This is a genomic window from Enterobacter cloacae complex sp. XAL002, assembly GCF_049236805.1.
Lineage (GTDB): Bacteria > Pseudomonadota > Gammaproteobacteria > Enterobacterales > Enterobacteriaceae > Enterobacter > Enterobacter intestinihominis.
Genome location: NZ_JBMKJN010000014.1, coordinates 52504 through 65520, shown reverse-complemented (window position 1 = coordinate 65520; position 13017 = coordinate 52504). Strand labels below are relative to the sequence as shown.

Here is a 13017-nt window from a genome sequence, read left to right as displayed (position 1 = left end):
GTCTGATGCCCCCTCACCCTAACCCTCTCCCCAAAGGGGAGAGGGAACTTGAACACCCTCTCCCCTTTGGGGAGAGGGTAGGGTGAGGGGTGGTGTTGGTTTCTAGCGACGACGATAGTTCTTCTGCGCCGTATTCACCTTATACAGATAGCGGCGGGATTCCGCAGACGGGTGGCGAGTGGTGAGGGTTGAGTAGACATCCCCCGGCGCCATGCTGTTGATGATGTTCGCGGCCTGCACTTTATCGTTCGAGAAGACGCGCAGGACGCTGCCCGCTCCGCCGTTGTAGGCGGTGATCACCGCATAGCGACGTGAAGTCGGGTTATCAATCCCGCCGAGATAAACATTGTTTAGCATCGCCAGATATGCGGTACCGGTATCAATGTTGCTTTGCGGGTCAAACAGGTAGCTGCGGCTCGGCGTACCGGATTTCCCCTGCGCGCGGAACACGTCTTTACCGGCGCTGTGCTGCACAACCTGCATCAGCCCCAGCGCGTCGGAACGGCTCACCGCATACGGGTTGAACGAGGATTCGGTCTGCATAATCGCCAGGATCAGCGACTCATCCACGCCATACTTACGCGACGCCTGACGCACCATGCCCAGATACTTATGCGCACGCTTGTCGAGGTGGTTCGGCACCAGGTTTATCGTAACGCTATAGATCACCTTCAGGCCATTGGTGCGGCTTTTCAGGCGCGTTTGCAGCAAATAGTCTGCGAAGTTCGTCGCGCGACCTTCCCAGCGAATCGGCTGACCGGTCTGGTCAACGACCTGCCCATACAGGAATGGCTCTTTGGAGATAGTAATGTCATCGGCATCAGAGTAGAGATCGATAGAGCCCGGATCGTCGCCCATCAGCAGGGTTTTGATGATGGCCTGACGTAAATGCGCCGCAGGTTCAGTCCCCGCGATGGTTTCAATCGTAATCGTACCGTCATCGAAGTTGATGTGGCTACGGGTCTGATAGGCGTCGGTATACTTAACGTAGTCCTTCGGTCCGGCAATAAGAACTTCGTTAAATCCCCATATGTTCTCGATGTTATGGGCAAACTGCCCCATCAAAATGTCAAAACCGTTGGTGTCCTTAACCCAGGCTTCGTTATAGCTATCGCCCTTTTTGGAAGAACAAGACACAAGCAACGGCGCAACAAGTGCTAGCGCTAATAGTTTTTTCATCATTCCGGGAGTGCGTGTTGTGTTTGCTTTGAGGTTGCTGTTGCCGGGTGGCGCTGCGCTTACCCGGCCTACATAACCGTAGGCCCGTGCAAGCGCAGCGCCGCCGGGCAGCAGCCGCAGAGTATTATTTTTCCGGTGGCGTATAGCCTTCGATGTGGACGTCTTTACCCTCGAACAGGAAGTTCACCATCTCCTGCTCCAGCAGCTTGCGGTGTTCCGGGTTCATCATGCTGAGCTTTTTCTCGTTGATCAGCATGGTCTGTTTTTTCTGCCACTGTCCCCAGGCTTCTTTGGAGATCTCGTTGTAAATGCGTTTACCCAGGTCGCCCGGGTAGAGCTGGAAATCCTGGCCTTCAGCGTCGCGCTGCAGGAAAGTACAAAAAATGGTTCTGGCCATACTCATTCCTCTTTGTCTTGCCGATGCTAAACCATTGCACCGACACGTAATTGCTGTAACAGGCGCTCCACGGGAGCCGCCAGCCCGACTGATGGCGGTTGCGCTAAGTTATACCAGAGAGCGGTGCCTTCATCCATGCAGGAGGTGAATGAGGACACGGGAAGCCACATAGGCACAATATCCAGATGGAAATGGCTGAAGGTATGACGGAACGCGTTGAGTTGCGTCAGGGTATCGGCCGCAATGCCGCGCTGTTCAAGCCATGCCCGAAGCGAAGCTTCATCCTCAAACTGTGGGAAGCAGTATAGACCACCCCACAGGCCACTCGGCGGGCGCTGGGCGAGAAACACCTCGTCGCCATGCTGCATCAGCAGCATGTACCCGGTGCGTTCAGGCAGCGTCTGCTTCGGTTTTTTCCCCGGATACTGCGCCCAGGAGTGGTTCGCATAGGCCACGCAGAGGTTATTTACCGGGCAGAGTTCGCACTTCGGTTTTGAACGGGTGCAGACCATCGCGCCCAGATCCATCATCGCCTGGTTAAAACGTTCCACCCCTTTCGCCGGAGTGACCGCTTCACTGATCTCCCACAGGCGCTTCTCAACCTCTTTCTTGCCCGGCCAGCCTTCTACGGCGTAGCAGCGTGCCAGCACGCGCTTGACGTTGCCGTCGAGAATAGGGAAATGCTTGCCTAAAGAGAGGGAGAGGATTGCGCCTGCGGTCGAACGCCCGACGCCGGGCAAATCCGCCACCTCGTCGAAGGTTTCCGGGAATTTACCGTTGTGGCGCGTCGCGACCTGCTGTGCGGCCTTGTGCAGGTTGCGCGCGCGGGCATAATAGCCAAGCCCGGTCCACAGGTGCAGCACCTCGTCCAACGGGGCGTTCGCCAGATCGGTGACTGTCGGGAAGCGCGCCATAAAACGCTCGAAGTAAGGAATGACCGTCGCGACCTGCGTTTGTTGCAACATCACCTCGGAGAGCCATACTTTGTAAGGCGTTTTTTCAATTTGCCAGGGCAGGGTTTTACGCCCGTATTTGTCGTACCAGTCCAGCACCTGGGCTGAAAATTGAGAGGCTTGCATGGTCATCGATTCGCTTAATCAGGGAGGCAGATTGCAGCACAGCGTCAATCTGCTGTAAACCGGATCTTTCCCATGCTTGCATAGAAGCCTTAACTTTGGATAATGCCCGTTTCCCGTACACTCTCACAAGCAGACAACTCTTTTATGAAAAACGACGTCATTTCACCGGAATTTGATGAAAACGGTCGCCCGCTGCGCCGTATTCGCAGCTTTGTCCGCCGTCAGGGCCGCCTGACAAAAGGGCAGCAACACGCGCTGGACAACTACTGGCCGGTGATGGGCGTTGAGTTCAGCGAGCAGCCGCTCGACTTTACCGAGCTGTTTGGCCGCGATGCGCCAGTGACGCTGGAGATCGGTTTTGGCATGGGCACCTCGCTGGTCACTATGGCGAAAGCGCGACCGGAGCAGAACTTCCTCGGTATTGAAGTGCACTCGCCAGGCGTCGGTGCGTGTCTGGCAACGGCCCATGAAGAGGGCGTTGAGAACCTGCGCGTTATGTGTCACGACGCGGTGGAAGTGCTGCACAAAATGATTCCTGACAATTCTTTGAACATGGTTCAGCTCTTTTTCCCTGACCCGTGGCACAAAGCGCGTCATAATAAACGCCGTATCGTTCAGGCGCCGTTTGCCGAGCTGGTGAAAAGTAAGCTTAAGCTGGGTGGCGTCTTCCACATGGCGACCGACTGGGAACCTTATGCGGAACACATGCTGGAAGTGATGTCGTCGCTGGACGGGTATAAAAACCAGTCTGAAAGCAACGACTACGTACCGCGTCCGGATTCACGTCCGGTGACAAAATTTGAACAGCGTGGCCATCGTCTTGGTCACGGCGTATGGGACTTAATGTTCGAGAGGGTGAAATAATGGCAAAGAATCGTAGCCGTCGTCTGCGTAAAAAGATGCACATCGAAGAATTCCAGGAAGTGGGTTTCTCCGTTGCCTGGCGTTTCCCGGAAGGCACCAGCGTTGAGCAGATCGATCAGGACGTTGATGCGTTCATCAACGAGGTGATCGAACCCAACAAGCTGGCCTTCGACGGTAGCGGCTATCTGGCGTGGGAAGGTCTGATTTGCACCCAGGAAGTGGGGAAATGCACCGAAGAACATCAGGCGCTGGTACGCAAATGGCTTGAAGACCACAAACTGGAAGATGTCCGCGTCAGCGAACTTTTCGACGTTTGGTGGGACTAATAAAGCAAGAACGGGGCCAGCATTAGCTGGCCCATTTTGTCTGAGGGAGTGTTGAAGATGCGTAAAACGTTGCTGGCGGTTGCTTTACTGGCAATCGGAACCACCGCCCATGCGGAGTATAAATGTAGCGTCACCCCGCGTGACGACGTGGTATTAAGCCCGCAAACCGTGCAGGTTAAGGGCGAGAATGGCAATCTGGTGATCACGCCGGATGGCAACGTGACGTTTAACGGCAAACAGCAAAACCTGACGGCCGCCCAGCGCGAGCAGGCGATGGACTACCAGGCCGAGTTGCGTACCGCGCTGCCATGGATAAACGATGGCGCGCTGACCCGCGTTGAGAAGGGCCGCGTGGCGCTGGATAAAATCATCACCAAAGAGGTGGGGGAGAGCAGCAATATGCGCACCCGCCTGACGAAGCTGGATAAACAGCTGAAAGAACAGATGAACCGCATTATTGAGACGCGCTCTGATGGCCTGACGTTCCACTATAAGGCGATCGATCAGGTGCGAGCCGACGGTCAGCAGCTGGTGAACCAGGCGATGGGCGGCATTCTCCAGGACAGCATCAACGAGATGGGCGCCAAAGCGGTGCTGAAAGGCGGCGGTAATCCGTTGCAGGGTGTACTGGGTAGCCTGGGCGGACTGCAAACCTCAATTCAGAACGAGTGGAAGAATCAGGAAGCCGATTTCCAGCAGTTCGGCAAAGACGTGTGTAAACGCGTGGTGTCCCTGGAAGACAGCCGGAAGGCGCTGGTGGGGACGCTGAAGTAACGCCTCTGCGCGTAGGGCCCCTCACCCCGGCCCTCTCCCCAGGGGAGAGGGAGTAACCAGTTCCCTCTCCCTGTGGGAGAGGGTTAGGGTGAGGGCATCAGGCATTGCAATCGTTGCAGAATAGCCATCAGCATCTCCTCCTCATTAGCCCTGAATTCATGATTCCAGAACCGTACGACTTCCCAGCCGTTCGCATTCAAAAACTCGGTGCGACGAGAGTCATAGGCCTCTTTATCCTGATGTTGCCCCCCGTCCAGCTCAACAATCAGTTTCGCCTTAAAGCAGGCAAAATCCACGATGTACGGCCCAACCGGCATCTGTCGGCGAAACTTATACCCAAAGAAGCGGCGACCTCTGAGCAGATACCAGAGGCGTAATTCTTCGGGTGTCATTTGTTTGCGGAGCTGTTTTGATTTTTCCATCCCCACACTCTGCCAGCCTTTCCCTCAACCAGCAGAACGGGATGTAAAATCCTGAATCAGCCTTCAGGATTTTCAGCGAGGAACAGCTCAAGAAGGGAGTTTAGGAACAGCTTGCCGTGCTCGGTGATCTGCCAGTACTCATTACACTCGGTCAGATACCCCTGCGCCAACGCCTCGTCAATCTGCGGACGAATCACCGACTCTGACAACCCGGTGTAGAGCGCAAACTCCGCGCGCGGTGCGGCTTCCAGCAGACGGAAGCGGTTCATAAAGAACTCAAACGGCTTATCCACCGCCTCGACGTCATGCTGACGCTCCAGGTAGCGGCCTTCCATAAACCCGCGCGGATGACGCGTTTTGGCAGTACGCAGAATGCGCCCGTCCGGGAAGGTCACTTTGCCGTGTGCCCCGCAGCCAATCCCCAGATAATCACCAAAGCGCCAGTAGTTCAGGTTGTGCTGACACTGATAGCCCGGCTTCGCATACGCCGAGGTTTCGTATTGCTGATACCCCGCCGCGGTCAAAAGCTGGTGGCCCTGCTCGAAGATATCCCACAGCGCGTCATCGTCCGGCAGCACCGGAGGACGGGAACCAAACAGGGTGTTCGGTTCAATGGTCAACTGATACCACGACAGATGCGGCGGGTTCAGTTCAATTGCCTGACGCAAATCGTCCAGCGCTTCTTCCAGCGACTGATCCGGCAGGCCGTGCATCAAATCGAGGTTAAAACTGCGCAGCCCAAGCCCCGTTGCCAGGTTCGCCGCGCGCTTTGCCTCTTCCGGGCCATGAATGCGCCCCAGGCGCTTCAGCTTTGGCTCGCTAAAGCTCTGCACGCCGATGGAGATACGGTTCACGCCCGCGCGCTGATACTCGACAAAACGGTCGGCCTCAACGGTGCCCGGGTTGGCTTCCATCGTAATTTCAGCATCCGCTGCCAGGTTCAGGCGTGCGCGCACACCGTCCAGCAGCGTCTGCATCGCCGGGCCTGAAAGCAGGCTCGGCGTACCGCCACCAATAAAAATGGTCTTCACTTCACGTCCCTGTGCGTACGGTACATCGGCATCCAGATCGGCCAGCAGATGCGCGACGTAATCATCGTGCGGCACTTCGCCCTTCAGCGCGTGCGAGTTGAAATCGCAGTACGGGCATTTCTGCACGCACCATGGGATGTGAATATAAAGACTCAGAGGCGGCAAATTAGCCATTACGCAGTGCTTCCAGTAACAGTTTCAGGGCGCGTCCACGGTGGGAGATCGCGCTTTTCTCTTCGCGGGTGAGTTCCGCAGCGGTTTTGCCCTCGGTCGGGACAAAGAAAATCGGGTCGTAACCAAAGCCGCCGTTGCCCGCCGCTTCACGGGTGATCACGCCCGGCCAGCTGCCGTGACAGACAATCGGCGTGGGATCTTCCGCGTGACGCATGTAGACCAGCACGCAGTGGAACTGCGCGGTACGCTGTTCGTCAGGGACGTCGTTCAGGGCCACAAGCAGCTTTTCCAGGTTCTGCTGGTCGGTGGCGTCCACCCCGGAATAGCGGGCGGAGTAAATCCCCGGCGCACCGCCCAGAAAATCCACGGCCAGTCCGGAGTCATCGGCAATCGCGGACAGCCCGGTGATCTGCGCCGCATGGCGCGCTTTCAGAATGGCGTTTTCGATAAACGTCAGGCCGGTTTCTTCGGCGGAGTCCACGCCCAGCTCGGTCTGAGCCACCACGTCCAGCCCAAAATCATGTAATAGCGAGGCCAGCTCGCGCACTTTACCGGCGTTACCGGTGGCGAGAACAACTTTCTGCATGGTTTAGTCCTGTTTTGTCAGAGCCGCGACTTCCGTCGGGATAGATTGCGGGTTAAGGATTTTTACCTGTTTATGCCGGCCAAGTTCACCTTTCTCAATGATGACCTGGCTTTTAGCGACGCGAAACTGTTTTGCCAGATATTTAGTCAGATGCGCATTCGCCTGGCCGTCAACGGGCGGGGCAGTGATGGCGACTTTTAGCTCGTCGCCATGCAGCCCAACAATGCTGTCGCGGCTGGCTTTCGGCTGAATGTACAGCCGTAAAACCAGCCCGTCGGCGCAGGGGCTAACTGCACTCATAACGCCATCCACAGCCCCGGCAGCAGCATATTACCCGTCGCCTGTAACAGTTCCGCGATACCCATATTCAGCACGTACAGCAGCAGAACGAGAAGCATCGGGGAGAAGTCGATTCCGCCCATCGCAGGCAGCAGGCTACGGATCGGACGCAGTAACGGTTCAGTCAGCTGAATCAACGCGTACTCCACCGGGCTACGGCCCCGGCTTACCCAGCTCATAATCGCCATCACCAGCAGGACCCAGAAGATCAGCGAGCCGACGGTTTTAACCAGGATCAGAACGGCTGAAATCCAGATAATCGGCTGGAAAGTGATGACCATAAACAGCACGATCGCTTTGATAACGCTCAGAATAAACGCCATCAGCAGAGATGAGCTGTCAATCGGCCCCATTGCCGGAATGATGCGGCGAAGCGGCCCCACAATGGGCTGCGTGATTTTCACGATAAATTGTGAGAATGGATTGTAAAAATCACAACGGGCCCACTGCATCCAGACGCGCAGTAGCAGCGCCATCGTATACAGTTCAATGACCGTTGAAAGCAGGAAAGTCAACGTCTTCATGGCGTTCCTCAGGTTTCCTTATTATTGGGTGTAATCGCGCGCACCGAAAATTGCTGTGCCGATGCGCACCATGGTGCTGCCTGCCGCGATGGCGGCTTCCATATCGTCCGACATGCCCAGAGAAAGCGTGTCTACCGTGTCATAGCGCGCTTTAAGCGCCTCAAATGCTACAGCCATTTGCTGTGCTACGGCAAACTGCCTTTCATAACTTGACTCTGGTGCCGGAATGGCCATCAGTCCGCGCAGGGTTAAGCGCGGCAACGCCGTCACGTCCGCCGCCAGCGCATCCAGTTCGCTCAGCGTAATGCCGGACTTGCTGTTTTCATCACTGATGTTGATTTGAATCAGCACGTTAAGCGCTGGCATCTCCATAGGGCGCTGGTCGCTCAAACGGGTAGCGATACGCAGACGATCGATGGTGTGACACCAGTCGAAGTGCTCTGCTACCAGACGGCTTTTGTTCGACTGTAGCGGACCGATAAAGTGCCACTGCAGGTCTGTATTTCCCCGCTCCCGGAAAGCGCGAATCTTATCTACGCCTTCCTGCACATAGTTTTCACCAAAGGCACGATGACCGGCGGCTATCGCTTCTGCGATGGCGCTCGCAGGCTTGGTTTTGCTGACTGCAAGCAACGTAATTTCTTCTGAAGCACGGCCGCAACGCGTTGCCGCGGCTGAGATTTTGTCCCGGACCTGTGCCAGGTTATGCGCAATGTCGTTCATTTTCCGAGGAGTTGTCTATGGATGTGGAAGAAATTGTGGCCCTTAGTGTAAAGCATAACGTCTCCGATCTACACCTGTGCAGTGATTCACCACCGCGCTGGCGCAGGTCAGGCCGTCTTGAACCTGCGCCGTTTCCGCCCCCGGATGTGGAGGCGTTATTAAAAGCGTGGCTCAATGACGAACAGCAGGGCGCCTGGTTGGCAAACGGGCAGGTAGATTTTGCCGTTACCCTCACAGGCGGTCAGCGGCTGCGCGGCAGTGCGTTTAAGCATATGCACGGCGTTTCGATCGCGCTACGCCTGTTGCCGCTGACGTGTCCGCAGCTCTCTGCGCTAGGCGTGCCGCGCGCGATCCCGGAGCTTTTGTCCAATGACAACGGCCTGATTCTGGTCACCGGCGCCACCGGCAGCGGGAAATCGACCACCCTGGCCGCGATGGTCGATTTTCTCAATCACCATACGGACGGGCACATTCTGACCCTGGAAGATCCGGTGGAGTTTATGTACCAGAGTGAACGTTGCCTCATCCGGCAGCGGGAGATAGGCCAGCATAGCCCGTCCTTTGCCGAGGCCCTGCGCAGTGCGCTGCGTGAAGATCCGGATGTGATTCTGCTTGGTGAGCTGCGCGACAGCGAGACGATACGCCTGGCGCTGACGGCGGCTGAGACTGGCCATCTGGTGTTGGCCACGCTGCACACGCGCGGTGCGGCGCAGGCGATCGAGCGCCTGGTCGATACCTTCCCGGCGCAGGAGAAAGATCCGGTTCGTAATCAGCTGGCGGGAAGCCTGCGTGCGGTACTGGCGCAGAAGCTGCGTCAGGATGTCCAGGGCGGGCGCGTGGCGCTGTATGAGCTACTGGTGAATACGTCGGCGGCGGCAAACCTGATCCGCGAAGGCAAAACCTGGCAACTGCCGGGCATTATTCAAACGGGGCAGCAGGCGGGGATGCAGAACTTTGAGCAGAGTCTGGCGGAGCGACGGGCGCAGGGGCGGCTGTAGGCCCCGGCGCTCAGTAACCCTGTTCGAAATAGCTTTCGAGGATAATGACGGCTGAAGCTGAATCCACGCTGCCTTTGTTCAACGCCCGGAAGCCACCGTGCTCGAACAGGCCAGCGCGTGCCTCGACGGTGCTCAAACGTTCATCGTGCAGCTTAACGGAGACACCAAAGCGGCCATGAATTTTGTTCGCGAACTTGCGCGCGCGGGCGGTAAGCGGCTGCTCGGTGCCGTCCATGTTCAACGGCAGACCGACAATCACGTCGTCCGGCTGCCACTCTTTGAGCAAGCGCTCAATAAGGTTCCAGTCCGGCGTGCCGTCGTTAGCTTTCAGCGCTGTGAGCGGGCGGGCGGTGCCGGTGATCCGTTGACCCACAGCGACGCCGATGCTTTTGGTGCCGAAGTCAAAGGCGAGAAGGGTGCCGCTCATTACGCGTGCCCCGCAACGCCAGGCATGGTCAGAATATCAATGCCAATCAGTTTTGCCGCGTCACGCCAGCGATCGGCGATAGGGGTTTTAAACAGGATATTCATATCCGCAGGGGCCGTCAGCCAGGCGTTATCCAGAATTTCTTGTTCCAGCTGCCCTTTTTCCCAGGAAGCGTAGCCGAGCGCAACCAGCACCTCAGAAGGCTGATTTGCCGTGCCCAGTGTTTCGAGCACATCGCGAGAGGTGGTGACGACGGTGTTATCGGAGATACGAATGCTGGACGAGAAAACCGGCGGGGTATGCAGGATAAAGCCACGATCTTCTGCAAGCGGTCCGCCGAGCATCACCGGTTTATCAAGACGGATTTCCGGCAGCCGCGCTTCAGCAGGGATTTTCAGCTTGTCCAGAATGCCTTCAACCTGAAGGTTTTCCAGCGGCTTATTGATGATAATCCCCATTGCGCCGTCTTCGTTGTATTCGCAAATATAGACCACGGCGCGGCGGAAAATCGGATCCTGGAGAGCAGGCATGGCAATAAGAAAGTGATGCTGTAAATTCATTGTCAGAGGTACTGTTTCCTGGTTTAAAAAGCGACAGCGCCCAGTATGGGGATAAACACAGGCGCTGTCACAGGTTATTTCTGTAAACGTTTTTCGATAGCGTCCATCAGCATTCCGGTGATCGAGATCGGGAATTCCGCTTCGATCTCACGAATGCAGGTCGGGCTGGTGACGTTCACTTCGGTCAGACGATCGCCGATGATATCGAGGCCAACGAAGATCAGGCCTTTGGCTTTCAGCGTAGGGCCGACGCGGCGGGCAATTTCCCAGTCGCTTTCGCTTAACGGACGCGGTTCGCCACGACCTCCGGCCGCCAGGTTGCCACGGGTTTCACCACCCTGCGGGATACGCGCCAGGCAGTAAGGCACCGGCTCGCCGTCTACAACCAGCACACGCTTGTCGCCGTCTTTAATGGCCGGCAGATAGTTTTGCGCCATGCAGTAGCGGGTCCCCAGCTCGGTCAGCGTTTCGGCAATTACGCCAATGTTCGGGTCGCCCTCTTTCACGCGGAAGATCGATGCGCCGCCCATGCCGTCCAGCGGCTTCATGATGATGTCGCCGTGCTTCTGCCAGAATTCTTTCAGCTGCGTTTTGCTGCGGGTGACCAGCGTTTCCGGTGTCAGGTCAGAGAACCATGCGGTATAGAGCTTCTCGTTGCAGTCGCGCAGGCTCTGCGGCTTGTTGACGATCAGCGTGCCTTTCTCTTCGGCACGCTCAAGGATATAGGTGGAGTAAATGTATTCGGTGTCGAACGGCGGATCTTTACGCATCAGGATGACGTTAAGGTCGGCCAGGGCAATATCCTGCTCGGTGCCGAATTCGTACCATTTTTCGTAGTTCTGCTCGACGTTAACGATGCGGGTACGTGCGCGGGCTTCACCGTTGATCAGGTACAGATCGTTCATCTCCATATAGTGGAGTTCATAGCCGCGACGCTGCGCTTCCAGCAGCATAGCGAAGCTGGAATCTTTCTTAATGTTAATGTTTGCGATGGGGTCCATCACGATGCCGAGCTTAATCATGTTCTTCTCCGGTTATGGGTCAGGCTTTGCTTCAACCCAGATCGCCAAATCGCACCTGTAGGGCGGTAATGGCGGTGAGTGCCGTTGTCTCAGTGCGCAGAACGCGAGGTCCCAACAGAATATCAGTAAACTGGTAACGCGCCGTCATGGCGATTTCGTCAGCCGACAGGCCGCCTTCCGGGCCAATCAGCAGGCGTACGCGCTCAACGGGCAGCGGCAGCGTATTGATGCTGGCGCTGGCGCGCGGATGAAGATTAAGCTTAAGCCCGCTTTCCTCTTCTGCACACCAGTCCTCCAGATCCATCGCCGGGCGGATCTCCGGGATGCGGTTGCGGCCACTCTGTTCACAGGCTGCAATGGCAATTTTCTGCCACTGCTGGATCTTTTTGTTCAGACGTTCCGCATCCAGTTTAACGCCGCAGCGCTCAGAAAAAAGTGGCGTAATGAGGCTTACACCCAGTTCAATGGATTTCTGAATGGTGAACTCCATCTTTTCCCCGCGCGACATCACCTGGCCAAGGTGAATGTGCAGCGGGGATTCCCGGTTGTCCACGTCGCCACGCAGCACCTTCACGTGCACGCTTTTTTTATCGGCGCGCGTAATTTCAGCGTCAAAAATCTGATTAGAGCCGTCAAAGAGCTGAATCGCCTGGCCTGCGCCCATGCGCAGCACGCGGCCTACGTGGTTTGCGGCATCATCAGACAGGGCGATTTCGCCGCCTGGGGTAATCAGTTCAGGGTGATAGATGCGAGGGATGCGCATAGTCAGAAATTCCATGTGTCATGCGATATAAGCGAATTGCCGTAGTGTAGGTTAGCTCTTTTGCGCCTGGCAAGCCCGCTGGACGTAAGGGTTGTGATTCCCCTGGACTTTGGCGATACGTTCGTCGCGCTGGCATTCCCAGTCCGTCACCGGGTAGAGCTTGTCCCAGGCATTGAAGAGCTGCGTCTGCTGGCGGGAAAGGTTGAGATCGTAGCGGTCGCGCATATAGAAGTAAGTGCGGGCGATGCTGCCGCGCGCGCGGGCAGGCGGTTCGGCGAGTTTCTCTTTGAAATCGACCTTCATGGCGCACTGACCGTACTGGCCTTCGCCACCGTTCCACTGGCTGTACATGAAGTTTCCGCGGTCGCCATTGACTTCACCCACGGCGGGTTGCAGGTTGTGCATATCGCTTTCCATCTGGCGGTAGACCGGATCTTTTGCGCAATTTTTACGTCCACCGTCCTGCCAGCACTGGCGCTGGTGGCCAAACTGCCAGGCCGGAACAACGTGTTCCCATTCGATTCGGCTGGCGCGGTTCTCGTTCTTGCGCACCTTATAGCCGCAGGATCCCAGATCCACGACCCCTTTCTTACCCTGCCAGTTAATTTTACAGCCGCAGTAGAAATCACCCGGTACGTCGGCGTTAATCTTTACGCCTGCGGTTTTTGCCTGTGAGAAACTGTGAATACCGTCGGCCAGAGCATGGCCGGAGAGCGCCGTCGCCAGAAAAGCGACTGCGAGAGAAACATTACGGGACATCTTACACTCCGTGTCAAAACGAGCCCGCAACGTAACGAATGTTGTTCCCGTATGCAATCAGTCAGATCAG

General features: G+C 56.6%; 18 protein-coding genes. 4 read left to right on the top strand and 14 right to left on the bottom strand.

Features of this window, described 5'->3' with window-relative positions:
• Nucleotides 1–102 precede the first annotated feature (102 nt).
• From mltC to mutY, 3 genes are all read right to left on the bottom strand, one after another.
• Nucleotides 103–1179: a membrane-bound lytic murein transglycosylase MltC gene (gene mltC, locus ACOT0L_RS14925; RefSeq protein WP_032621902.1), complete on the bottom strand. Its 1077-nt coding sequence runs from the start codon at nucleotides 1177–1179 to the stop codon at nucleotides 103–105.
• A 124-nt stretch (nucleotides 1180–1303) separates the two neighbouring features.
• Nucleotides 1304–1576 (bottom strand): oxidative damage protection protein, encoded by a 273-nt coding sequence (locus tag ACOT0L_RS14920; RefSeq protein ID WP_003862425.1) that lies wholly within the window; start codon nucleotides 1574–1576, stop codon nucleotides 1304–1306.
• Nucleotides 1577–1602: 26 nt separating this feature from the next.
• On the bottom strand, nucleotides 1603–2655 hold the full coding sequence (gene mutY / locus ACOT0L_RS14915; RefSeq protein WP_185817712.1) for an A/G-specific adenine glycosylase: 1053 nt from the start codon (nucleotides 2653–2655) through the stop codon (nucleotides 1603–1605).
• A 144-nt stretch (nucleotides 2656–2799) separates the two neighbouring features.
• On the opposite strand from mutY, the gene trmB reads away from it, so the two are divergent.
• The 3 genes from trmB to ACOT0L_RS14900 are packed head-to-tail and all read left to right on the top strand — an operon-like array spanning nucleotide 2800 to nucleotide 4619.
• Nucleotides 2800–3519 (top strand): tRNA (guanosine(46)-N7)-methyltransferase TrmB, encoded by a 720-nt coding sequence (trmB, locus tag ACOT0L_RS14910; RefSeq protein ID WP_022649361.1) that lies wholly within the window; start codon nucleotides 2800–2802, stop codon nucleotides 3517–3519.
• Complete coding sequence (locus ACOT0L_RS14905) at nucleotides 3519–3845, top strand: YggL family protein (protein WP_003862421.1); 327 nt, start codon at nucleotides 3519–3521, stop codon at nucleotides 3843–3845. The genes trmB and ACOT0L_RS14905 overlap by 1 nt, the downstream gene beginning before the upstream one ends.
• A gap of 57 nt (nucleotides 3846–3902) precedes the next feature.
• Nucleotides 3903–4619 carry a DUF2884 domain-containing protein gene (locus ACOT0L_RS14900; protein WP_022649360.1) on the top strand — a complete coding sequence of 239 codons (717 nt, stop codon included), beginning with the start codon at nucleotides 3903–3905 and terminating at the stop codon, nucleotides 4617–4619.
• An 83-nt stretch (nucleotides 4620–4702) separates the two neighbouring features.
• On the opposite strand, the gene ACOT0L_RS14895 is transcribed toward ACOT0L_RS14900, so the two are convergent.
• Genes ACOT0L_RS14895 through ACOT0L_RS14870 form a run of 6 tightly spaced genes read right to left on the bottom strand, consistent with a single transcriptional unit; the run spans nucleotide 4703 to nucleotide 8418 of the window.
• A complete protein-coding gene (locus ACOT0L_RS14895) occupies nucleotides 4703–5041 on the bottom strand; it encodes an endonuclease domain-containing protein (protein WP_023298571.1) in 339 nt (112 codons plus the stop codon).
• A gap of 56 nt (nucleotides 5042–5097) precedes the next feature.
• Nucleotides 5098–6246 carry a radical SAM family heme chaperone HemW gene (gene hemW, locus ACOT0L_RS14890; protein ID WP_038416710.1) on the bottom strand — a complete coding sequence of 383 codons (1149 nt, stop codon included), beginning with the start codon at nucleotides 6244–6246 and terminating at the stop codon, nucleotides 5098–5100.
• The gene (locus tag ACOT0L_RS14885; protein WP_126503471.1) at nucleotides 6239–6832 is read right to left on the bottom strand and encodes an XTP/dITP diphosphatase; all 594 of its coding nucleotides are present in this window, start codon (nucleotides 6830–6832) and stop codon (nucleotides 6239–6241) included. The genes hemW and ACOT0L_RS14885 overlap by 8 nt, the downstream gene beginning before the upstream one ends.
• Before the next feature lie 3 nt (nucleotides 6833–6835).
• A complete protein-coding gene (gene yggU / locus ACOT0L_RS14880) occupies nucleotides 6836–7132 on the bottom strand; it encodes a DUF167 family protein YggU (protein ID WP_022649356.1) in 297 nt (98 codons plus the stop codon).
• On the bottom strand, nucleotides 7129–7695 hold the full coding sequence (locus tag ACOT0L_RS14875; protein ID WP_003860024.1) for a YggT family protein: 567 nt from the start codon (nucleotides 7693–7695) through the stop codon (nucleotides 7129–7131). The genes yggU and ACOT0L_RS14875 overlap by 4 nt, the downstream gene beginning before the upstream one ends.
• 21 nt (nucleotides 7696–7716) lie before the next feature.
• Nucleotides 7717–8418, bottom strand: coding sequence for a YggS family pyridoxal phosphate-dependent enzyme (locus ACOT0L_RS14870; RefSeq protein WP_126503469.1), 702 nt, complete (start codon nucleotides 8416–8418; stop codon nucleotides 7717–7719).
• A 17-nt stretch (nucleotides 8419–8435) separates the two neighbouring features.
• On the opposite strand from ACOT0L_RS14870, the gene ACOT0L_RS14865 reads away from it, so the two are divergent.
• Nucleotides 8436–9416, top strand: coding sequence for a type IV pilus twitching motility protein PilT (locus ACOT0L_RS14865; RefSeq protein WP_126503467.1), 981 nt, complete (start codon nucleotides 8436–8438; stop codon nucleotides 9414–9416).
• Between the two features lie 10 nt (nucleotides 9417–9426).
• Here the strand turns inward: ACOT0L_RS14865 and ruvX are convergent, their stop codons facing one another.
• The 5 genes from ruvX to endA all read right to left on the bottom strand — a co-directional run bounded on the left by ruvX (nucleotide 9427) and on the right by endA (nucleotide 12947).
• A complete protein-coding gene (gene ruvX / locus ACOT0L_RS14860) occupies nucleotides 9427–9843 on the bottom strand; it encodes a Holliday junction resolvase RuvX (RefSeq protein ID WP_006811925.1) in 417 nt (138 codons plus the stop codon).
• Complete coding sequence (locus tag ACOT0L_RS14855; protein WP_022649353.1) at nucleotides 9843–10403, bottom strand: YqgE/AlgH family protein; 561 nt, start codon at nucleotides 10401–10403, stop codon at nucleotides 9843–9845. The genes ruvX and ACOT0L_RS14855 overlap by 1 nt, the downstream gene beginning before the upstream one ends.
• A gap of 74 nt (nucleotides 10404–10477) precedes the next feature.
• Nucleotides 10478–11425, bottom strand: a complete 948-nt coding sequence (gshB, locus tag ACOT0L_RS14850) for a glutathione synthase (protein WP_003860032.1) — start codon at nucleotides 11423–11425, stop codon at nucleotides 10478–10480.
• A gap of 31 nt (nucleotides 11426–11456) precedes the next feature.
• The gene (rsmE, locus tag ACOT0L_RS14845; protein WP_126503465.1) at nucleotides 11457–12188 is read right to left on the bottom strand and encodes a 16S rRNA (uracil(1498)-N(3))-methyltransferase; all 732 of its coding nucleotides are present in this window, start codon (nucleotides 12186–12188) and stop codon (nucleotides 11457–11459) included.
• Nucleotides 12189–12239: 51 nt separating this feature from the next.
• Nucleotides 12240–12947: a deoxyribonuclease I gene (gene endA / locus ACOT0L_RS14840; protein WP_022649352.1), complete on the bottom strand. Its 708-nt coding sequence runs from the start codon at nucleotides 12945–12947 to the stop codon at nucleotides 12240–12242.
• Between the last annotated feature and the right edge of the window lie 70 nt (nucleotides 12948–13017).

Coding starts and splice junctions, on each gene's coding strand:
- mltC (WP_032621902.1), bottom strand. CDS start 1,179: ATGAAAAAACTATTAGCGCTAGCACTTGTTGCGCCGTTGCTTGTGTCT.
- ACOT0L_RS14920 (WP_003862425.1), bottom strand. CDS start 1,576: ATGGCCAGAACCATTTTTTGTACTTTCCTGCAGCGCGACGCTGAAGGC.
- mutY (WP_185817712.1), bottom strand. CDS start 2,655: ATGCAAGCCTCTCAATTTTCAGCCCAGGTGCTGGACTGGTACGACAAA.
- trmB (WP_022649361.1), top strand. CDS start 2,800: ATGAAAAACGACGTCATTTCACCGGAATTTGATGAAAACGGTCGCCCG.
- ACOT0L_RS14905 (WP_003862421.1), top strand. CDS start 3,519: ATGGCAAAGAATCGTAGCCGTCGTCTGCGTAAAAAGATGCACATCGAA.
- ACOT0L_RS14900 (WP_022649360.1), top strand. CDS start 3,903: ATGCGTAAAACGTTGCTGGCGGTTGCTTTACTGGCAATCGGAACCACC.
- ACOT0L_RS14895 (WP_023298571.1), bottom strand. CDS start 5,041: ATGGAAAAATCAAAACAGCTCCGCAAACAAATGACACCCGAAGAATTA.
- hemW (WP_038416710.1), bottom strand. CDS start 6,246: ATGGCTAATTTGCCGCCTCTGAGTCTTTATATTCACATCCCATGGTGC.
- ACOT0L_RS14885 (WP_126503471.1), bottom strand. CDS start 6,832: ATGCAGAAAGTTGTTCTCGCCACCGGTAACGCCGGTAAAGTGCGCGAG.
- yggU (WP_022649356.1), bottom strand. CDS start 7,132: ATGAGTGCAGTTAGCCCCTGCGCCGACGGGCTGGTTTTACGGCTGTAC.
- ACOT0L_RS14875 (WP_003860024.1), bottom strand. CDS start 7,695: ATGAAGACGTTGACTTTCCTGCTTTCAACGGTCATTGAACTGTATACG.
- ACOT0L_RS14870 (WP_126503469.1), bottom strand. CDS start 8,418: ATGAACGACATTGCGCATAACCTGGCACAGGTCCGGGACAAAATCTCA.
- ACOT0L_RS14865 (WP_126503467.1), top strand. CDS start 8,436: ATGGATGTGGAAGAAATTGTGGCCCTTAGTGTAAAGCATAACGTCTCC.
- ruvX (WP_006811925.1), bottom strand. CDS start 9,843: ATGAGCGGCACCCTTCTCGCCTTTGACTTCGGCACCAAAAGCATCGGC.
- ACOT0L_RS14855 (WP_022649353.1), bottom strand. CDS start 10,403: ATGAATTTACAGCATCACTTTCTTATTGCCATGCCTGCTCTCCAGGAT.
- gshB (WP_003860032.1), bottom strand. CDS start 11,425: ATGATTAAGCTCGGCATCGTGATGGACCCCATCGCAAACATTAACATT.
- rsmE (WP_126503465.1), bottom strand. CDS start 12,188: ATGCGCATCCCTCGCATCTATCACCCTGAACTGATTACCCCAGGCGGC.
- endA (WP_022649352.1), bottom strand. CDS start 12,947: ATGTCCCGTAATGTTTCTCTCGCAGTCGCTTTTCTGGCGACGGCGCTC.